Source organism: Neiella litorisoli (genome assembly GCF_014773395.1).
In the GTDB taxonomy this organism is placed as follows: domain Bacteria; phylum Pseudomonadota; class Gammaproteobacteria; order Enterobacterales; family Neiellaceae; genus Neiella; species Neiella litorisoli.
Genome location: NZ_JACXAF010000025.1, coordinates 42,554 through 61,964, shown reverse-complemented (window position 1 = coordinate 61,964; position 19,411 = coordinate 42,554). Strand labels below are relative to the sequence as shown.

18 protein-coding genes and 2 tRNA genes are annotated in these 19,411 nt (G+C 50.8%); 13 read left to right on the top strand and 7 right to left on the bottom strand.

Features of this window, described 5'->3' with window-relative positions; genetic code table 11:
• The first annotated feature begins 126 nt into the window (after positions 1-126).
• Entirely contained in the window at positions 127-1,140 is a 1,014-nt protein-coding gene (ansA, locus tag IC617_RS16225) for an asparaginase (RefSeq protein ID WP_191146032.1), read from the top strand.
• A 5-nt stretch (positions 1,141-1,145) separates the two neighbouring features.
• Here the strand turns inward: ansA and IC617_RS16220 are convergent, their stop codons facing one another.
• The 3 genes from IC617_RS16220 to IC617_RS16210 all read right to left on the bottom strand — a co-directional run bounded on the left by IC617_RS16220 (position 1,146) and on the right by IC617_RS16210 (position 3,556).
• Positions 1,146-1,439, bottom strand: coding sequence for a YeaC family protein (locus IC617_RS16220; RefSeq protein ID WP_224746078.1), 294 nt, complete (start codon positions 1,437-1,439; stop codon positions 1,146-1,148).
• Positions 1,440-1,456: 17 nt separating this feature from the next.
• The gene (locus IC617_RS16215; protein ID WP_191146031.1) at positions 1,457-1,792 is read right to left on the bottom strand and encodes a zinc ribbon domain-containing protein; all 336 of its coding nucleotides are present in this window, start codon (positions 1,790-1,792) and stop codon (positions 1,457-1,459) included.
• 84 nt (positions 1,793-1,876) lie between these two features.
• A complete protein-coding gene (locus IC617_RS16210) occupies positions 1,877-3,556 on the bottom strand; it encodes an alanine/glycine:cation symporter family protein (RefSeq protein WP_191146030.1) in 1,680 nt (559 codons plus the stop codon).
• A 257-nt stretch (positions 3,557-3,813) separates the two neighbouring features.
• Between IC617_RS16210 and IC617_RS16205 the strand changes: the two genes are divergently transcribed.
• The 3 genes from IC617_RS16205 to IC617_RS16195 all read left to right on the top strand — a co-directional run bounded on the left by IC617_RS16205 (position 3,814) and on the right by IC617_RS16195 (position 5,561).
• Positions 3,814-3,890: transfer RNA gene (locus IC617_RS16205), tRNA-Asn, on the top strand.
• 43 nt (positions 3,891-3,933) lie between these two features.
• A tRNA-Asn gene (locus tag IC617_RS16200) sits at positions 3,934-4,010 on the top strand.
• A 126-nt stretch (positions 4,011-4,136) separates the two neighbouring features.
• Entirely contained in the window at positions 4,137-5,561 is a 1,425-nt protein-coding gene (locus IC617_RS16195) for a sensor domain-containing diguanylate cyclase (RefSeq protein ID WP_191146029.1), read from the top strand.
• Between the two features lie 2 nt (positions 5,562-5,563).
• Here IC617_RS16195 and IC617_RS16190 read toward each other — a convergent pair whose 3' ends face one another.
• Positions 5,564-6,670, bottom strand: coding sequence for a glycosyltransferase family 4 protein (locus tag IC617_RS16190; protein WP_224746077.1), 1,107 nt, complete (start codon positions 6,668-6,670; stop codon positions 5,564-5,566).
• A complete protein-coding gene (locus tag IC617_RS16185; RefSeq protein ID WP_191146028.1) occupies positions 6,660-7,706 on the bottom strand; it encodes a glycosyltransferase family 9 protein in 1,047 nt (348 codons plus the stop codon). The genes IC617_RS16190 and IC617_RS16185 overlap by 11 nt, the downstream gene beginning before the upstream one ends.
• A gap of 108 nt (positions 7,707-7,814) precedes the next feature.
• On the opposite strand from IC617_RS16185, the gene waaA reads away from it, so the two are divergent.
• Complete coding sequence (gene waaA, locus IC617_RS16180) at positions 7,815-9,086, top strand: lipid IV(A) 3-deoxy-D-manno-octulosonic acid transferase (RefSeq protein ID WP_191146027.1); 1,272 nt, start codon at positions 7,815-7,817, stop codon at positions 9,084-9,086.
• Positions 9,087-9,212: 126 nt separating this feature from the next.
• The gene (locus tag IC617_RS16175; protein WP_191146026.1) at positions 9,213-11,141 is read left to right on the top strand and encodes an EAL domain-containing protein; all 1,929 of its coding nucleotides are present in this window, start codon (positions 9,213-9,215) and stop codon (positions 11,139-11,141) included.
• Positions 11,142-11,143: 2 nt separating this feature from the next.
• Here the strand turns inward: IC617_RS16175 and IC617_RS16170 are convergent, their stop codons facing one another.
• A complete protein-coding gene (locus IC617_RS16170; protein ID WP_191146025.1) occupies positions 11,144-12,016 on the bottom strand; it encodes a DMT family transporter in 873 nt (290 codons plus the stop codon).
• Positions 12,017-12,174: 158 nt separating this feature from the next.
• Between IC617_RS16170 and rsxA the strand changes: the two genes are divergently transcribed.
• Genes rsxA through nth form a run of 7 tightly spaced genes read left to right on the top strand, consistent with a single transcriptional unit; the run spans position 12,175 to position 18,517 of the window.
• Positions 12,175-12,756 (top strand): electron transport complex subunit RsxA, encoded by a 582-nt coding sequence (gene rsxA / locus IC617_RS16165; protein ID WP_191146024.1) that lies wholly within the window; start codon positions 12,175-12,177, stop codon positions 12,754-12,756.
• Positions 12,756-13,322: an electron transport complex subunit RsxB gene (gene rsxB / locus IC617_RS16160; RefSeq protein WP_191146023.1), complete on the top strand. Its 567-nt coding sequence runs from the start codon at positions 12,756-12,758 to the stop codon at positions 13,320-13,322. Before rsxA ends, rsxB begins: the two co-directional genes overlap by 1 nt.
• On the top strand, positions 13,315-15,480 hold the full coding sequence (gene rsxC / locus IC617_RS16155; protein WP_191146022.1) for an electron transport complex subunit RsxC: 2,166 nt from the start codon (positions 13,315-13,317) through the stop codon (positions 15,478-15,480). Before rsxB ends, rsxC begins: the two co-directional genes overlap by 8 nt.
• Complete coding sequence (gene rsxD, locus IC617_RS16150) at positions 15,477-16,529, top strand: electron transport complex subunit RsxD (protein WP_191146021.1); 1,053 nt, start codon at positions 15,477-15,479, stop codon at positions 16,527-16,529. Before rsxC ends, rsxD begins: the two co-directional genes overlap by 4 nt.
• Positions 16,526-17,155 (top strand): electron transport complex subunit RsxG, encoded by a 630-nt coding sequence (gene rsxG, locus IC617_RS16145; protein ID WP_224746081.1) that lies wholly within the window; start codon positions 16,526-16,528, stop codon positions 17,153-17,155. Before rsxD ends, rsxG begins: the two co-directional genes overlap by 4 nt.
• A 3-nt stretch (positions 17,156-17,158) precedes the next feature.
• Complete coding sequence (locus tag IC617_RS16140) at positions 17,159-17,860, top strand: electron transport complex subunit E (protein ID WP_191146041.1); 702 nt, start codon at positions 17,159-17,161, stop codon at positions 17,858-17,860.
• A 24-nt stretch (positions 17,861-17,884) separates the two neighbouring features.
• Entirely contained in the window at positions 17,885-18,517 is a 633-nt protein-coding gene (nth, locus tag IC617_RS16135; RefSeq protein WP_191146019.1) for an endonuclease III, read from the top strand.
• A gap of 134 nt (positions 18,518-18,651) precedes the next feature.
• Here nth and IC617_RS16130 read toward each other — a convergent pair whose 3' ends face one another.
• Positions 18,652-19,284 (bottom strand): PEP-CTERM sorting domain-containing protein, encoded by a 633-nt coding sequence (locus IC617_RS16130; protein WP_191146018.1) that lies wholly within the window; start codon positions 19,282-19,284, stop codon positions 18,652-18,654.
• Positions 19,285-19,411: the final 127 nt, after the last annotated feature.

The window sequence follows — 19,411 nt, the reverse complement described above, 5'->3', positions numbered from 1 at the left end:
CTCAAAAGAGCCCTTATCTTAGGGCTCTTTTACTTTCTGCCATCAGACCCTAGACGACCGGTTCAGCGGCAGTTAAAGTCAATGCCTCATGATTGGGGCTACTAGTTCACTGCTGTTGGGATTTAAATGAAGAAGAATATCTACGTTGCCTACACTGGCGGCACCATTGGTATGTGTCCCTCTGCTGGCGGTTATGTGCCGACACCAGGCCACTTAGTGGGTGCTGTCGCAGCGATGCCCGAGTTTCATCGTAAGGAAATGCCGAATTTCACTATTCGCGAATACTCGCCACTGTTAGATTCGTCAGAGATGGAGCCGGCAGATTGGCAGCGCATCGCCGAAGATATTCAAGCCAATTATCACCGTTACGATGGTTTTATTGTGCTGCATGGCACCGACACCATGGCGTTCACCGCCTCGGCTTTGTCATTTATGCTGACCAATTTAACCAAGCCTGTGATTGTCACTGGCTCGCAAATTCCATTGGCAGAGCTGCGCTCCGACGGCCAAACCAACTTGCTCAACGCGCTTTATTTGGCCGCCAATTATCCGGTGACAGAGGTCTGTTTATTCTTCAACAATACCTTGTATCGCGGCAACCGCTGCAGCAAAGTCGATGCCGACTCGTTTGATGCGTTCGCGTCACCCAACTATCCGTCGCTGATTAATGTCGGAATCGATGTCAAAGTGAATGTCGGCAACATCACCCCAATCAGTAACGAGCAACCACTTGAGGTCCAACCGATATCGCCCCAGCCCATTGGATTGGTCAGGCTATATCCGGGGATCATGGCCGAATTGGTTGAAAATATATTGCGACAACCGGTTAAAGCGCTAATTCTGCAGAGCTATGGCGTCGGCAATGGGCCAGGCAACCAACAAATGCTGGACTTACTGAAAAAAGCCGACGAAAACGGCATTGTCATCGTCAATACCACCCAGTGTTTGAAAGGGCATGTCAACATGTCTGGTTATGTATCAGGTAATAAGCTGGCAAACACGGGGGCAATATCAGGTCAAGATATGACCATTGAAGCAACCCTTACCAAGCTACACTTTTTGCTCAGCCAAGACTTGTCTCAACAGCAAGTAAAACAACAGATGCTGCAAAACCTGCGTGGTGAGCTGAGTCCTTTCTAGCAGGGTTAAGGTTTGAAACGGCCGATATCGTCGTCACCGACAATCGGCTGATCTGAAAACTGCGTTTTCAATGCCGCTTTCGACTTGACGTTCAGCTCACCACCCGCCGCTACCGTCATGTGGTCGGTCTGATCCAGATGCAGTGCTTGATACGCAATCACCGCTTGCAAGCTGTGTTCTTTTTGTTCCGCGGTGAGCGGCGTGCCATCGGCCCATTTGCCCAACTCAACCGCCGTTTTCAGATTGTCGTAGATTTCCGGAGTCATTGCGCTGACCAATTGTTCAACGGACATTGTCATGTTTGTTTTGCCTCGTATTAGCGAGATTTTGATTTCACTTTCTGCGCCACCATAAAAATGCGCATTGATAAGTACCAGACCAAGCCTGTGACGCCAATGATCTGCCCTGCCAATGGCATCCAGACGTAGGTTTCATGGTCACCAAGAAAATACATCAAGACCCCAGTACAGAACACCAGCATGGCGATAAACGACTGTGTCATCAGTCCTTGCTGCCGTTTAATCTTGGCAATATCGCGGCGGGCTTCGAGCTGACCTTGGGTCAGGTTTTCGAAATCGGCCTTGCAATGTGGGCAGGATTTAGCCTTGCTGGAAATCTTTTTCGAGCACAGGGCACATTCAACTAATGCCATGGCAACTACCTTTGAAATAAAAACAGGGGCCATAATAGCGGCCCCTGTGATCGTCACGCAAGCAATGGCAGCAAAGTGTTGCTGTTACGGCTCTTGCTTTTGCCAGTAGTCTTTCACGGTTTGCTTCATTTCTTTTGATAGCATCAACAGGCCAAACAAGTTTGGTAGGGTCATTAATACAATCGCAACCGCTGCTAAATCCCACACCAGCGAAGTATCAGCCACCGCCGCCCAGAAAAATCCAGCAACATAGAACACCCGATATGGCATCACCCCGCGTACGCCCACTAAATAAATAATGGCGCGATCACCGTAATACGACCAAGCAATGGCGGTTGAAAAGGCAAACAGCAGCAAGCCAATCGAGACAATATACTGGCCATAATCGCCCAGGTAACCTTGCTTAAAGGCAATGGTGGTCAACCGGGCTGAGTGCACCAAGGAATCACCGCGGACGGTAATCGCCAAAGGTTCACCGTCTTCTACCGGTGTCACCAAGCGGCCATTTTTAACTTCCAACACGCCATCATATGGCGCGCCACCAGCGCGATAGACCACATTCTCCGCCACTGAACGTGCCGCCATTAAGGTGGCATCACCGGACATATTGCGGCCCTTAGCAATCAATAGAGTGCCAGTAAATGCGGTTACTTCACTGTCCAAGCCATTTAGAAAGCGGCCTAATTGCTCACGATCAGCCGGATCGGTATCGCTGTATTGGCCACTGACGTACGTCATATCGGAACGGTCGAATATATTGTTGTGTTTATCGGTCCATACTCCCGATGACAAAATCACCATACCGGTTAAGGTACAAATAATGATGGTGTCAATGAACGGTTCTAGAATCGATACCATGCCCTCTGACACCGGCTCATCGGCTTTTGCAGAGGCGTGCGCAATAGGGGCTGAGCCCTGACCTGCTTCGTTAGAAAACAAGCCGCGGTTAACACCACGGTTAAAGGCGTAGGCAAAAGAAGCGCCCAAGAATCCGCCCACCGCAGCCGAGCCAGTAAAGGCATCTTGAAACACCGACACAAACGATGGCACAAGGTTTTCAACGTTGTAAGCAATCACCGCCAAAGCACCAACCACATACAGCACCGCCATTAGCGGTACAATGCGCGAAGTCACCGCTGCAATGCGTTTAATGCCACCCAAAATAACCAGCGCCAGCAAAATGGCCAGCACCCCACCGGTCACCCAGGGATCAATACCAAACGTCGCTTCCATGCCTTGAGCAATGTTATTCATTTGCGGCAAGCTGCCGGTACCAAATGAACTGATCACCGTCGCGATGGCGAAGATAATCGCCAGCCAACGCATGTTCAGGCGTCGGTCCATAAAATACATAGGGCCGCCAGCCATGGTGCCATCGGTGGTTTTGACCCGATATTTATGTGACAAGGTCACTTCGACAAATTTGGTCGTCATGCCGAAAAACGCGGTCATCCACATCCAGAACAGCGCAGCTGGGCCACCTAAAAAGATGGCAAATGCGACACCACCAATGTTGCCCGTACCGACGGTACCGGAAAGCGCGGTCGATAATGCTTGAAAGTGCGAGGTATCACCCTCGAGTTTACTGTGATCGTACTTACCCTTGCCCCGCACTACTTTCCAAGCGTGGTTAAAATAGCGGATCTGGGGAAAGCCCAGATACAAGGTAAAAAACAAACCTGTGCCTAATAGTAAGTACGGAAAATATGCGGCGGAACCAAGCACACTATCCAGTGCCAAGATCCATTGACGTAATGTTTCCAACGGAACACTCCCTGATTTATTTGAATTGTAAGAATTATGTGATCTGACTGTCGCATGCCACGTTACACAGATTACGCCAAATAGAAAAGTGGCAGCGTTCGAGTGGTGGCATTTTGGTCAGTTGAGCCACTAAAAATGGGGCCTTCGAACAAGATTTAAGCGAAGGCAACAAATTCGTCATAGAAGGTGTTGACAGCCAACGGACATGCCATTAAGATTCGCCCCGCTTTCGACGAAATAGGTCGGCAAAAAGCAATTCCCCAGTAGCTCAGTTGGTTAGAGCGGTGGACTGTTAATCCATGTGTCGTTGGTTCAAATCCAACCTGGGGAGCCAAATTTCAAGATTCGGCTCCGGCGGAATCTAAAAACAAGTTTATTCCCCAGTAGCTCAGTTGGTTAGAGCGGTGGACTGTTAATCCATGTGTCGTTGGTTCAAATCCAACCTGGGGAGCCAAATCAATCAAGCCCGCTCAATGAGCGGGCTTTTTTGTATCCGCACAATTCACTAGCTCAACCAGACTTATCTGCAAACTGCACTATTTTTTGACCAGTTCAAAATTTCCACACAAGCAGTAGTTGGATGAGTATCAAAACCCGCTTTCTGATCATTTTTACCATGTTGTTGGTCATGCTCATGGTCACCGCCAGTTGTATCCAGATGATCAACTACCACAGCGATCGCGCGATTAAAGCTGAAGGACAACGCACCGAGTTATTGAAAGTCGCGAACGACTTGCGCCAAAGCTCTGATGATCTGACCCGTATGGCGCGTTCATTTGTCGCCACCGGACAGCCCAAATTCGAAGGTTACTTTAAGCAAATACTTGATATCCGTGCAGGCGCTGCGCCTCGCCCAGCTAATTACAATAGTGTCTATTGGGATTACATTACGGCACTCTATGAAGGCTATTTGCCGAAACACGGCCCAGCGATCAGTTTGGTCGAGCAGTTTCAGCAGTTAGGTGTTACCGATCAGGAGCTATCGATTCTGAATAAAGCGCTGGCTCGCTCCGATCAATTGGCAGTGATCGAAACCGAAGCGCTCAATGCAATGAAAGGACGCTTTAAAGATCATCAGGGCGATTACTCGATTTCCGGCCCAGCAGATCGGCAGTTTGCTGAAAGCTTGCTCTATAGCCAACAGTATCACCAGGCCAAAGCAATGATCATGTATCCCATCGCGGAGTTTTATAAGCTGGTCGACAATCGCACGGCACAGCAACTCGACGACACCTACGCCAAAGTAAAGCGCTATGAAAACACCGCATTTTACATGATTGCCGCTACTGGCTTATTTTTCCTTTACAGCATCTACCACATACGCCGCAAAATTGTGAATCCGATACTGGAGCTATCGCGCGTCGCCGACCAAATCAAAGAAGGCAACTCGCAAAACCGAGTCAGTGTTCAATCAAATGACGAAATTGGTAAATTGGCGCGATCTTTTAACGAAATGAATGACAATCTCAGCGGCGTCATTAGCAAGCTTGAGCAACTGTCCTACATTGATCCGCTGACTCAACTGGCCAATCGTCGGATTTTTAATCAGACCATTAACACTGAATTGCGACGTCATCAGCGGGCCAATAAGCCACTGACGTTAATGCTCATCGACGTGGATTTTTTCAAAAAGCTAAACGATACATCGGGCCATTTGGTTGGCGATCAATGCTTGGCTGAAGTCGCCGATATTCTCAGTAGTCACTTTTCTCGGGCTGGTGATTTAGTGGCGCGATACGGTGGTGAAGAATTTGCTGTGGTCTTGCCCGACACTCACATTGATTTTGCTCCCGAGCTTGCTAAAACCGTCTGTCAGGTAGTTGAAAGTGCCAGCATTCCTCACCCTGCCTCGCCTATCTCCGACAGCATTACCATTTCGGTTGGCGCAGTATCCGTGGTGCCGAGTCGCAGTATCAGCACAGAAAGCCTGATTGCAGCGGCAGACCAAGCTTTGTATCAAGCCAAGTCAGCAGGCCGCAATCAAGCCCATTACAGCGCTCCGTAATACTAGAGCCTGTTATTGAGTAGCCGCTCATACAAATCAGCATTGGCATCGGCCATCGCTTGAATGCTGAATTCGTCGAGCATCAATTGCCGCCCCTGCTGGCCAATGCGCTGACGCAGAGGTTGGTCGAGTAACAAGGCCAAGATGGCATCGCGCAACCCATCGACATCACCGGGCTCCACCAAGGTGCCGTTGACATCATCGCGAACAGCCTCTGGAATGCCACCAGCTCGGCCAGCCACAACAGGCACCGCGCAACAGCTGGCTTGCAACAAACTCACTCCCAAACCTTCCATAAAGGCCGGATGAACCACTAAATCGAGTCCCGGTAGTAACGCATCCATATCGGTACGAAAGCCAGCTAGGGTGACATGCTCGGTGAGGTTCAGTTGATTAATCAGCTCGTGGAGGTTTTGCTGCTCTGGCCCTTTACCAAAAAAGATCACCTTAAGGTTTGGCACTTGTTGCAAAATACACGGCAGCGCCTGCAACAAAATACGGTGGCCTTTGCGCTCGATCAGTTGCGCAATGACACCAATGACCAATTGATCGTTGCCGATATCAAAGGTACGCCGCAGCGACGCGCCAGCATCATCAACGGGCTGAAATTTATCGGTATCAACGGCACTACGAATGGTGGTGACATGATCGGCGCGCACGCCTTGGCTCAGCAGCACTTGCCGAATTCCTTCCGAAATCGTGACGACATGGCTGTAGTTATGGTACTTCCAACGCGCAAACCAGCCCGGCTCTGCGTTATCAACGCGCCTTGACACAATCGCTGGCACCCCTGCCCGCTTGGCAGCCCACAGGCCAAATAAATCAGCGCCACGGCGCGAATGGACATGGACCAAATCGATGTTGTGCTGGCGAATAAGTCGAGTCAGACGGCCGGTCATTGCGATATCCAGATCACCAGACATTTTGATCGGCAGCACGGTCGCCACATCCCGTGCTGCGTGCTCAATATCTGAGCCTGGCGGACACGCTAGAAACGACTGCACTCGCGTTGGGTCCAGCGCTCGCATAATGTAATAGACCTGTTGAGCGCCCCCATAGAGGTGACGGCCGGCCTCAATATGAAGCACCTTAATTGGCTTAGCCGGCATGGCGTTGCTCACTTAGTCGTTGTAATTCAGCCATGACTTCCTCGGCAGTGATTTCTTTTAAGCAATGAAACGCGCCATCGCAGGTTGGGCGCCTGCGGCATGGCGAGCACTCCAAATCGTGATAAATCACCGTGGCGCCCGCCCAGCCGGTATCCAAGTATGGCCGGGTGGAACCAAACAAAGCCACCACGGGTGTTTTCTTGGCAATGCACAAATGGGTCAAACCCGTATCAACGCCTACCGCCATTCGGCCTTGCTGAATAATCGCAGCCGTTTCTAGCAAGCTGGTTTGCCCCACTAGATTGACAATATGCGCTGAGCCTTTGGCTAAAGTCGCAGCATGTTCTTTATCAGCTGGGCCGCCTAGCATCACCAATGGCATTTGGTAGCGCTGATAAAATAGCTCAGCCAGTTGCAGCCAATGTTGATCAAACCAATGTTTTTGCGGCCGCGTGGTAAATGGCAGCATCAATCCAAAAGGGCCATTGACCCCAGCTTGCAGCAATTTATATCGAGCCTCACCAGCCGTCGCGCCCTTGATATCAATGGTCATGCGAAAATGGCTTTCGTCGTTGGCGCCTAAATACCGCGCCATTTGCCGATACTCAGAGCTGATCCGAGGGTCATTGTTGAGTTTGACAATGGCGTCAGTTAAAAACCAATGGGACTTTTCTTTTGATTTAAAGCCATAGCGCTGTTTGGCACCCGATAACCAGGCCAGAAACGCACTTTTCAGCAGCCCTTGGATATCAATCGCGGTGTCAAAGTTGTGAGAATGAAGCTGCTGGCGGAATTGTTTAATGGCCTGCCAAAGCTGTTTGTATTGCTTGGCTTGCCATAGCTGCTGCCACTGCTGCCGCGGCCATACGATGATCTGGTCAATGCCATCGGTTTCTTTGAGAATTTGCTGAGCGGCGGGCTCTGCCAGCCAAGCAATGTGGGCGTTCGGATATCGACTTCGCAGAGCAGGAACAATACCCGATGCCATGATGACATCTCCGATTGCGCTGAGCCTAACGATAAGAATTCGCTGCATGAAAAACGGGCGCCTGACAATGAGGTAAGCAATTAGATTCGGGTATGATACGATCCACGCCCGATAATCACCAATTTGTTCAATCAGAGCTGACCGATAATAACCACGATGATTCTCAGACTCTCATACTCATTGTTACTTTACCTTGCCCTGCCGTTAATTTTTTGCCGTCAGCTCTGGCGTTCTCGTCAAGATTCGGGGCACCGGCAACGTTGGCTCGAACGTTTGGGATTCGTCAAGCGGCTGGATGCAAGCGCAGATACTCGCATTATTCACTTTCACTTGGTTTCTGTTGGCGAAACGCTGGCGGCACTGCCATTGCTTAATCGCTGGATGGCGCAACACCCCGATGATCACCTCCATGTCACCTGCATGACGCTGACCGGCTCTCGCGAAATTCAAAAACGTCTTGGCGATCGAGTCAGCCATAGTTATCTGCCGTACGATTTGCCCGATGCCATGAGCCGCTTTTACCAGCGCATCCCGGCTGCCATTACGGTGATCATGGAAACCGAGTTATGGCCCAACTTGCTGCATCAAGCCAAGCGCCACCATACCCGAACCCTAGTGATGAACGCTCGTCTGTCAGAGCGCTCCTTCAACCGCTATAACCGTTGGCCGGCGGCTACCAGTCAACTATTAATGCCGTTGGACCAAATTTGCTGCCAAACTCAGGCCACCCTCGAGCGATTCCAAGCGTTGGGCGCCGCCCCCGACAAACTGGCGCTGACCGGCAATTTGAAGTTTGATATGGATATTTCAGCGCAAATATTAGCGCGCGGCGATGAATTGCGGCAGCAGCTTGGCTCGCAACGGCCGGTATGGATCGCCGGCAGTACCCATGAAGGCGAGGATGCGATTTTGCTGCAAGCACACCGTACCATTTTGCAGCAATACCCAGATGCGTTACTGATCTTGGTGCCACGTCATCCAGAACGATTTGATCAAGTCGCATCAATGATTGAAGACCATGAATTGACGTTTGAGCGGCGCAGCCGTGGTCCGGTCTCGTCCAACTCGCAAGTGTTACTGGGCGACACCATGGGTGAGCTGCTGGTGATGTATCGGGCCGCTGATATCGCCTTTGTTGGTGGCAGTCTGATTGCCAGAGGCGGTCACAACCCGCTGGAGCCTGTGGCCTTGGAGCGGCCGGTATTATCTGGCAAAGCGGTCTTTAACTTCACCGAAGTCTACCAAATGCTCGAGCAAGCCGACGCCATGCGTTGGGCCAACGACGCCTCAGCGATTAGTCACTCAATTGCCCAGTTAATTGATCAACCGGACATCAAGTTGGCCATGACCAGTGCCGCCAGCCAAGTGCTGCAGCGTCACCAAGGTGCTTGTTTGCGGACCATCAGCGCCATCGATGCCATGTTGTAACGCGGTTTTCAACACGACAGACTGTCGCCGCTTCATAAAACCAGCACACGGACGTACAAGGGCTGGCAAAAAACACGTATTATGCTGAGCGTTTAGCACAACATTGAGCAAAAGGAATTCTGCATCATGTCAGCAGTTGCCAACGTAAAAAAAACAACATGGCTATTATTCGCGCTGAGCATTGTCGTGATGTCTGTGATCACATTGGTGATACTCAACCAATCACTGCAACAAAACACCCACAATGCCACTCAGTTCACACGTAACCTGATTCTAGAGTCGGTCAACAAACAACCTGATTGGCAAGCGCTGCAGCGGCAATTCCCAATTCAATCGATCATCGTTGATGATATTGAGCAGGAGCAACGACTAGTTGATTATCAGGCCTCCGACAATAATAGTGGCTTGAGCACACTACTTGCCGCCATTGTGGAGCCACAAGCCAGTGAAATCACCGTCCATGGCTATCAGATCCAGTTAAAACTCGATAACAGCCAAGCACTCAATCAAACCGGCATTACCATGCTGCTCTGTCTGCTGGTGATGATCGCGCTAGCCGCCACTTTGACCAAGCTACTGCCGCGCGTCGCGAACAAGCAACTGGCCATTGATAAAGCCAACTTGCAAGCCGCATTAGAGCAAATCAGCGAACAACAAACGGACGTTCAACTTGCTGATTCCACCAGTGACACACTGCTCGAACTTAATGCTCAGCTCAAAACCATCAATGAGCAGGTGATCTCCCCTTTGCTGGCCAAAGACGATGAAATAGCCGCGCTTAAACGACATGCCTTTCACGATGCGCTCAGCGGCTTTGGTAACAAGAATTTATTTAAAGAAGAAATGATGGGGCTGTTGCAGCAGTCCTCCGTCACCAATTACGGCCTACTAGTAATCGTTCGTGCCAGCGCTTTAGGCGCCATTAATGATGAGGCCGGCTATGCCGCCGGCGACAGTTACATCAAAGATTTAGTCAAAGTAGTCAACACCGTCACCGCACATTATCAGCGCTTTAGTTGTTACCGCCTGAACACCAGTGATTTAGCGATTACCTTCAACTTTGAAGCCAAAGCTGAGCACACTAAAATTGCTGAGCTATTCACCGGCCAACTCAACGATTTGACCCGCAAGTCGGAACGCGACGAACTGGCCAATGTCGGCATCACTGATTTTCAATCCGGCGATGAAGTGAGTGAACTCCTCGCTCGTTGTGACAATGCCCTTAGCCTTGCTGCAACTCGCAGCGGCAACAGCTGGCATTTCAGTGATAGTCCGCTCAATCAAGCTGAGCAAGGTAAGCAACAATGGCGGGCGCTGATCATGGAAGTGATTGAAAACAGCCGCGTCAGCCTTTATGGCCAGCCGCAAATGGCACTGAACGACGCCGCATCAGTGTACACCGAGCTGCAAGCCCGCTTTACCGATGCCGAAGGTCAGCCAATCTCCACCGCTAGCCTGATCGCTCAGGCGCAAAGCAACGACTTGATGATTCAGCTTGATAAAACCATCATCGAGAATGCCATTAACTTGGCCCGCGACACGGCGCCGTACACCGATAACTACGCCATTAACCTGTCCAATAGCAGCATCATGGATGCCCACTTTTGCATCTGGTTAGAGCGCCACTTGCTGCGCGATCCGGCCATCACTCGGCGCTTGGTGTTTGAGGTCTCAGAGCATGGTTTAACTTCCGATATAGCCGCAGGCCGACGGATTATCGATATTATTCATCGTGTTGGCGCGCGGTTTACCATTGAACACTTCGGCACATCGATCTTGTCATTGAAGTACTTCCGTGAACTCAACCCAGATTGGGTTAAGCTCGATGCCAGCCATACCAATGAATTGCAGGCCGACCGCAAATTACAATATTTCATTCGTACGCTGGTCGACATTACGCACCAGATGGGCGTTCGCGTGATCGCCGAAGCGGTTGAAACGGTCGAGCAAAAGCAATTGCTCGACAATCTCAATATTGATGTGATTCAGGGCTATTTTGTTGGTAAACCCGAACCCATCGAAGTACCTTCAGAAACCAGTGTCAGCTTCGAGTAATGCTATTCGGTCGAGGGTCGCCGGTGTTGGCTAATCAAGACACCGGCGAAAATCAGACCACATGCGCCGAGTTGCAGCAGCGATAAGGTTTCACCAAGTACCAAATAAGCAAACACCAAGGTAAAAATCGGTATCAAATTGGTAAAAGCCGCAGCCCGATTCAGCTCAATATGGGCGATCGCCGTGTTGTACAGCAGGTACGCTCCCAAGGTCACCCCGACTCCCAGATACAAAGTCGCCCACATTGCAGTACCAAGCTCCAAAGGTGGCAACCCCGAATACAACGCCAGTGGTAAAAAGAACACACTGCCGGCGAATGCCTGCAACGCGGTCAGTGAGATCGGCGAATAGCGCTGCGATAGTTTTTTCAAACACAAACAATACACTGCCGCGCAAGCCATCGCCGCAAGCTCTAGGGCATTACCAAGCAGCGGATTGCTAGCATGCTCGCTCTGCTCGGCAAAGGTGCTCAGCACTGCAACGCCAATAAACGCCACCGCAAAGCCGCTCACTGCGATCCGGTTTAACCGCTCGCCCAACACCACGAATGCCAAAACCGCCACCATTGGCGGTAGCAACGAGGTGATCATCCCAGCTTGAGATGCCGATGTGTATTGCAAGGCCATGCCTTCCAACACGAAATACAAGCAAGGCTCAGCTAACGACATCAAGGCCAGTAACTTCCAATCACCGGCTTGATATTGAAAATGGCTAAGTTTGCGCCACATCAGCAAGAAACAGGCACTGGCCGCTAACATCCGAAGAAAGATCACCACCACAGGGGAGTATTCGGTAAAAGCGACTTTAAGCGCAATAAATGAACTTCCCCACAGCATGGTGGCAACAACAAGCGCGAGTTGAGGAAGCAACTGCATATTTTTCATTCAATATGGGCCAACAAAGCGAAAACGCGGCAACCATACCAGCATCTACCGTTTGCGGTAAATCCCTGTAGATATTCGGTTGTTATCGCTTGCGCAAGATAGGATAATAGGCCGGTTTTTCAGCCCGTAACGGATTGACATGGGGGAACATGGGCGACTACCTGCTACTGATCATTGCGACCGTACTGGTTAACAATTTTGTACTGGTGAAATTCCTTGGGCTTTGCCCATTTATGGGTGTGTCCAGCAAACTGGAAACAGCCATCGGAATGTCGCTGGCCACGACCTTTGTGTTAACACTGGCGTCGGCCTCCTCCTATCTGGTCGAGCAATATCTTTTAATCCCGCTGTCACTCGAATATTTGCGCACTATGGCATTTATTTTAGTGATTGCTGTGGTCGTTCAGGTCACCGAAATGGTGGTCCAAAAAACCAGCCCGTCGCTTTATCGATTGCTCGGTATTTTCCTGCCGCTGATCACCACCAACTGTGCCGTACTTGGCGTCGCACTGCTCAATATTAATGAACAGCACAGCTTCATTGAATCACTGTTATATGGTTTTGGCGCCGCAGCAGGCTTCTCTCTGGTGTTGATTTTGTTCGCCTCCATGCGCGAACGTATCGCTGCGGCTGATGTGCCGGTACCGTTCAAAGGCACCGCCATTGCGATGATCACCGCAGGCTTAATGAGTTTGGCCTTCATGGGCTTTACCGGCTTGGTGAAAATCTAATGACGACGCTTCTGTTTGCGCTAATCGCTCTCGGCTCGCTGGCACTCATTTTTGGCCTTGCGCTGGGCTATGCGTCCATTCGATTCAAGGTCGATGAAGATCCGATCGTTGAACAAATCGACCAGATTTTACCGCAGACCCAATGTGGTCAGTGCGGCTACCCTGGCTGTAAGCCTTACGCCAAAGCTATTGCCGATGGCGATGAAATCAACAAGTGCCCGCCAGGTGGTGATGCCACCATCAAAAAACTGGCTGACTTGTTAGGTCGCGAAGCCAAACCACTGAATGATGCTCACGATGGCCCAGACATCAAACGAGTAGCATTCATTCGTGAAGACGAGTGCATCGGCTGCACCAAATGTATTCAGGCCTGCCCGGTCGATGCCATTGTTGGCGCCACCAGACAAATGCACACGGTCATTGCCGACGAGTGCACTGGCTGCGATTTGTGCGTCGCCCCATGTCCGGTTGACTGCATTGATATGCTACCGGTGCAACCCACCATCCAAACTTGGCAATGGCAAATGCAATCTATTCCGGTCAAAGTGGTGGATGCCAATGATTGATGTAAAAAAGCTCCTCACCAGCGACCAGTTGTGGGATTACGCCGGCGGCGTTTTTCCTGAATATCGAAAAGAGCAAAGTCGGCAACTGCCGATCCAACCCGCCTGGATCCCGCCATTTGTGCGAGTGCCAATCCGTCAGCATATCGGCCAATCGGGCAATTTGATTGTTAAAGTGGGCGATCACGTTTTAAAAGGTCAATTGCTCACCGAGCCCACTCATGGCATGGCTGTTCCGGTGCATGCACCGACTTCCGGTATCGTCGAAGCCATCGGTCAAACCCCATCGAATCACCCGTCAGGATTAAATGAAATATCGCTGACTATTCGCACCGATGGTTTGGATACGTGGTGCGAACGCAAGCCAGTGGCTGATGCCAGCACCTTATCGGATAACGATCTGCTGCAATTGATTCGTTACGCCGGCATTTCAGGAATGGGTGGCGCAGGCTTTCCCACCGAGATTAAGCTCACCCCAGTCAACCCGATTGAACTACTGCTGATTAATGGTGCCGAGTGCGAGCCTTATATCAGCGCTGACGATACCCTAATGCAGGCTCTCGCCGAGCAAGTGGTTGCCGGCATTGAGCTAATGGCTCGCTTGCTGAACAACCCAGTGGTGATTATTGCGATCGAAGCCGACAAGCCCAAAGCCATCGCGGCAATGGAGCAGGCTTGTGCTGATTGGGAGCAAGTGCGAGTACGCACCATCCCAGCGAAATACCCATCGGGTGGTGAACGTCAGCTGATTCAGATCATCACCGGCCAAGAGGTACCAAGCAATGGTATCCCTGCCGATCTCGGTGTTGTCGTTCACAATGTTGGCACCGCTTACGCAGTGGCCCGAGCGGTTTATCAGGATGAGCCTTTGATTGCTCGGGTGGTCACGATCACTGGCAACCGAGTGCTGAAACCGGCCAACCACTGGGTACTGCTGGGCACGCCCATTGATGCGCTACTGCATCATCATGGCCTAGATCAACTGGATCCTGTGATTGTCGGCGGCCCCATGATGGGCTATCAACTGCCACACGCAGAAGCACCGGTGATCAAAACCACCAACTGCCTGATTATTCCAAGTCAGGACGAGTTGCCTTCAGCCGACCGGCAAATGCCATGCATTCGCTGCGGCTCTTGTGCCGAAGCCTGCCCTGCCAACTTATTGCCACAACAGCTGCATTGGTACGCGCTGGCAGAAGATCAAGACAAACTCAACGAACATAACTTATTTGACTGCATTGAATGCGGCGCTTGTGCTTATGTCTGTCCCAGTGAAATACCACTGGTGCTGGAGTACCGACAAGCCAAAGCCATGATCCGCAGCAGCCGCCAAGAACAATTAAAAGCCGAACGTGCCAAGCAGCGCTTTGAAGCCAGAAACGAGCGTCTAGAACAAGAAAAACAAGCGCGCGCGGAAAAACACAAAAAAGCGGCCGAAGCGCGGTTAAAAGCCATGGCTGACAAACCGTCTTCGTCAGCCAGTGAATCAAGCCCAGACAGCGCCACCAAGCAATCCGCAGCAGTCGCCGCCGCTCTGGCTCGGGCAAAAGCCAAAAAGGCCAGTCAGCAGCCACAAAAAACCATGATCGATGCCGCCGGCCAAACCGTACCTGACAACAGTGATGTCGCCGCAATGCGAGAAGCGCGCAAAGCCGAGGCGCGAGCGAAAAAAGCGCAGAAGCAAAGCAGTTCAGCCAGCGGCAATGGCGCGAGCGACAAGTCAGCTGCGGTGGCAGCGGCTGTTGCCAGAGCGAAGGCCAAGCGACAGGCGCAAGCGAGTAGTACTGAGCCCGATGCACAACAGCCATTAGCAGCTACAGCTAGCAATGCAGCTGACGACAAAGCGGCGCGAGTTGCCGCCGCAGTCGCTAGAGCGAAAGCCAAACGCGATGCGGCCCAGCACAGTGATGCTAAGCCAGCCGTAACTGCGCCATCCGAAGAACAGCCCGCAGCTGATGATAAAGCCGCCCGAGTCGCGGCAGATGTGGCGCGCGCCAAAGCCAAGCGCCAAGCACAACAGGCAACGGATACCGATCAGAAGCCACAACCGACGAGCGCTGCAGAGCCAGCACAAGATAAAGCGGCGCGCATCGCTCAAGCGGTCGCCAAAGCGAAAGCCAAGCGCGCCCAACAAGCAGCACAGGACGATTCCGAGCAATGAATTTGTTGAGTTCTCCGTTTACCCGACAATCGCTGAAAACCCATGAGCTGATGCGCATGGTTATCCTCTGCTGTATCCCTGGCATCTTGGTACAGGCCTACTTTTTTGGCTATGGCAACTTGATTCAGATCGCGTTGGCTGCCGCCACTTGTTGGGGCACGGAAGCGATTATTATGATCATGCGCAATCGCCCAGCATTGCGAATTACCGGCGACCATAGCGCTTTGTTGACCGGTGTGCTGCTCGGCATCGCAGTGCCGCCATTTTTGCCCTGGTGGATGACGGTTATTGCCGCAGTCTTCGCCATTGGCGTGGTGAAACACCTATACGGCGGTCTTGGTAACAATCTATTCAATCCGGCAATGGCAGGCTACGTCTTGCTGCTGATTTCTTTTCCCGTGGCAATGACCAGCTGGCAACCGGTCGCGGCTCTGAGCCAACATCCTGTTGGTGTCTGGGATAGCCTGCAACTGGTATTCACTGGCTTTAGCGCTGATGGTTTTAGCCTACAACAAGTTCGTATGACCATTGATGGTATTGCTGCGGCAACGCCACTCGATACCGTCAAAACCGATTTGCACCAAGGCCTAACGTTAGATGAGAGTATGCTCAAGCCGGTGTTTGGTAGCTTTGCTGGCGCCGGCTGGGAGTGGATTAATCTGGCCTTTTTACTGGGCGGCTTGTATTTGATTTACCGCCGCGTGACCAGCTGGGCAATTCCCGGCGGCATGCTGATCAGCTTATTTGTCTGCTCGGCCATCGGTTTCGCCTTCTCCCCCGATGGCACCGCCTCTCCGCTGCTGCATTTGTTTAGCGGTGCAACCATGCTCGGCGCATTTTTCATAGCCACTGATCCGGTGTCTGCTTGCACGACGGTTCGTGGCCGTTGGATTTTCGGCGCGCTTATTGGCCTGCTGGTTTATGTCATCCGAACGTGGGGTGGCTACCCTGATGGCGTTGCTTTCGCCGTACTTCTAGCCAACATGTGTGTGGTACTCATCGACCATTACAGCAAACCTCGAACTTATGGTCATAAGGAGGCTCGCTGATGAATCCGATTTCCCATAATGGCTTGGTGCTAACCATCTTTGCCTTGATCTGCACAGGGCTAGTTGCGGGCACCTTTGTGTTGACCGCCGAAGACATCGCTGAAGCTGAACTCAACAATAAATTCAAAGTGCTCAATCAGGTCATCCCCGAAACGCTCCATGACAACAACCTAGCGCAGCATTGTTTTACCGTTGAAGATGAGCATTTATTGGGCACAGCAACACCACACCATGCTTACTTGGCAACCATTAATGGCGCCCCGACTGCCGTGGCTATTGAGACGACTGCACCCAATGGCTACACCGGCCGCATTGAGCTAATTGTTGGTATCGACACTGAAGGCGAAGTGCTGGGCGTACGGGTGCTGCAACACAAGGAAACCCCTGGCCTTGGCGATAAAATTGAGCGCCGCAAGAGTGATTGGATCGATAGTTTCATCGGAAAAACCGTTGCCGACCGTAAAGATCCCAATTGGGCTGTTCGCAAAGATGGCGGCCAGTTTGATCAATTTACCGGGGCTACGATTACTCCCCGCGCGGTGGTCGCCGCAGTGCAAAAAACAGTGCTGTTTTATCAGGCCAATTCCGCACAATTGCTGACAAGACAACCGGACTGTGAGGGCTAAATGATGAAACAATTAGCAGAAATCAGCTGGCAGGGGCTTTGGAAGAACAACCCCGCCATGGTCCAACTGTTGGGGCTTTGCCCATTGCTGGCGGTCTCTTCAACAGTGATCAACGGGCTGGGCTTGGGGATTGCTACGACCTTGGTGCTACTCGGCTCGAATGTCACGGTGTCGCTGGTTCGTCAATGGATCCCGAAAGAAATCCGCATTCCAGTCTTTGTCATGATCATTGCCGCGTTTGTCACTGCCATTCAGCTGCTGATGAATGCCTATACCTACGATCTGTATTTGGCGTTAGGTATTTTCATTCCACTTATTGTCACCAACTGCGCCATTATTGGCCGTGCCGAAGCATTTGCCTCGAAAAATCCTGTTGTGCCTGCCGCTGTTGATGGCTTCATGATGGGATTGGGGTTCACCTTGGTCCTCGTTACTATTGGTGCGATTCGCGAACTGCTCGGCCAAGGGACTCTACTCAGCGGCTCTGACAGCCTATTCGGGCCTGTTGCAACAAGCTGGACCATTGAATTATTCGCTTACGACAATGAGTTTTTAATTGCCTTGCTACCACCTGGCGCATTCTTGGTGATGGGATTTATCATTGCGCTGAAAAACATCATTGATAGTGCCGCTCAAGAACGCGCTAAGAAAAGCCAACCAGCGGCCAAGATTGAACGAGTGCGCGTTAGTGGCGCTGCAGAATAACCGCGACAATAACGAACCATTATCATGAATAAAGAAAAACGCCGCGAGATACTCGAACGGTTGCGAGCCAACAACCCCGAGCCGACCACTGAATTAAACTTTTCGACGCCGTTTGAGCTGCTAGTTGCCGTAACCTTGTCGGCTCAAGCAACTGATGTTGGTGTCAACAAAGCAACCGATAAGCTATTTCCTGTTGCCAACACACCACAAGCAATTTGGGATTTGGGCGTTGAAGGCCTAAAGGAATACATCAAAACCATTGGCTTGTTTAACACCAAAGCGGAAAACGTCATCAAAGCCTGCCGGATCTTGCTTGATAAGCACAATGGCGAAGTGCCAGAGAACCGCGAAGCACTGGAAGCCCTACCGGGCGTTGGCCGCAAAACAGCGAATGTGGTACTCAACACCGCATTTGGCTGGCCAACCATTGCCGTCGACACCCACATATTCCGAGTTTCCAACCGCACCAAATTTGCCATGGGCAAAAACGTCGACCAAGTTGAGCAAAAGCTACTGAAGGTGGTACCTGCGGAATTTAAAGTCGATGTCCATCACTGGCTTATTCTGCACGGCCGCTACACCTGCATTGCTAGAAAGCCCAGATGTGGAAGCTGCATTATCGAAGACTTGTGTGAATTTAAGGATAAAGTTGATTAGCTGCTTGCCACGAAAGGAGCTTTGTTCTTACCTTCAATGACATTTGTAATGCCTTTTTGTTGCCTTAAAGAGGCTCGAGCAGCGGCGATATCTCGTTCAAAATTAATGAATTTTGATTTTATCGCCGTCCCCAATCACATACGACGTCTATACGCTAAACCAACTAGCCCCAACGCCATAATAAGTAGTGAGCCTGGCTCTGGCACTTCAGTCCCAACTTTGACAGATTGACCTATCTTTGTACCTTCCGAAGGGAAGTTTGATATCAGAAAAATTTCACCTACGAAGTTCGCTTGACTAGTTATTACCTCAGCACCTTGTCCAGCGAATCTGATTTCTCCAGCACTTAGAGTTACTAGGTCACCTGCTTTAGCGGCAAAAATAGAGGGAAATTGAAAATATACGAAAGAGTCGTTCTCGTTAATGTCATTTCCCGCATAGTTGCCCGCCCCCAGAACTGAAACATAACCATTTCCACTCAAAGAGGAACTAATACCATTGATGGTCAATGTAACGCTTCCACTCAAAAATGAAAGAGTATCAAGCTCTGAAACGCTATCGTGACCTCTAAAGACAATACCGTAATTAGAGGTTTCGACACCATTTGAGCCAGAAGAAAGAACCCAAGCAATTGACTCTGATATTTCTATAACGCCATCAGTTCCCAATTCAGTTGTCGTTATCAAACTCGCTTGTGCAGAGCCAAAAAACATTACCGAAAAGCCCAATAAAACCCTTAACGTCTTCATTATCGCTTGTGTACTCATATTAATTTTAATGCCCTTTAGCCTGCATGTGTTTCAATTCGCCCTGAATAAATGCAAAAGCCACACCAACATTAACCATCTGTTTTAATTAACAAAAACTAAGACAAAAACACATAGTGCAAAAAAA

Bases quoted from the DNA above. Each gene is read 5' to 3' on its own strand.
- IC617_RS16195 (WP_191146029.1), top strand. From the start codon at position 4,137: ATGAGTATCAAAACCCGCTTTCTGATCATTTTTACCATGTTGTTGGTC.
- IC617_RS16185 (WP_191146028.1), bottom strand. From the start codon at position 7,706: ATGCAGCGAATTCTTATCGTTAGGCTCAGCGCAATCGGAGATGTCATC.
- rsxB (WP_191146023.1), top strand. From the start codon at position 12,756: ATGACGACGCTTCTGTTTGCGCTAATCGCTCTCGGCTCGCTGGCACTC.
- IC617_RS16190 (WP_224746077.1), bottom strand. From the start codon at position 6,670: ATGCCGGCTAAGCCAATTAAGGTGCTTCATATTGAGGCCGGCCGTCAC.
- IC617_RS16130 (WP_191146018.1), bottom strand. From the start codon at position 19,284: ATGAGTACACAAGCGATAATGAAGACGTTAAGGGTTTTATTGGGCTTT.
- IC617_RS16220 (WP_224746078.1), bottom strand. From the start codon at position 1,439: ATGACAATGTCCGTTGAACAATTGGTCAGCGCAATGACTCCGGAAATC.
- rsxA (WP_191146024.1), top strand. From the start codon at position 12,175: ATGGGCGACTACCTGCTACTGATCATTGCGACCGTACTGGTTAACAAT.
- ansA (WP_191146032.1), top strand. From the start codon at position 127: ATGAAGAAGAATATCTACGTTGCCTACACTGGCGGCACCATTGGTATG.
- nth (WP_191146019.1), top strand. From the start codon at position 17,885: ATGAATAAAGAAAAACGCCGCGAGATACTCGAACGGTTGCGAGCCAAC.
- IC617_RS16140 (WP_191146041.1), top strand. From the start codon at position 17,159: ATGAAACAATTAGCAGAAATCAGCTGGCAGGGGCTTTGGAAGAACAAC.
- rsxD (WP_191146021.1), top strand. From the start codon at position 15,477: ATGAATTTGTTGAGTTCTCCGTTTACCCGACAATCGCTGAAAACCCAT.
- IC617_RS16175 (WP_191146026.1), top strand. From the start codon at position 9,213: ATGTCAGCAGTTGCCAACGTAAAAAAAACAACATGGCTATTATTCGCG.
- waaA (WP_191146027.1), top strand. From the start codon at position 7,815: ATGATTCTCAGACTCTCATACTCATTGTTACTTTACCTTGCCCTGCCG.
- IC617_RS16170 (WP_191146025.1), bottom strand. From the start codon at position 12,016: ATGCAGTTGCTTCCTCAACTCGCGCTTGTTGTTGCCACCATGCTGTGG.
- rsxC (WP_191146022.1), top strand. From the start codon at position 13,315: ATGATTGATGTAAAAAAGCTCCTCACCAGCGACCAGTTGTGGGATTAC.
- IC617_RS16215 (WP_191146031.1), bottom strand. From the start codon at position 1,792: ATGGCATTAGTTGAATGTGCCCTGTGCTCGAAAAAGATTTCCAGCAAG.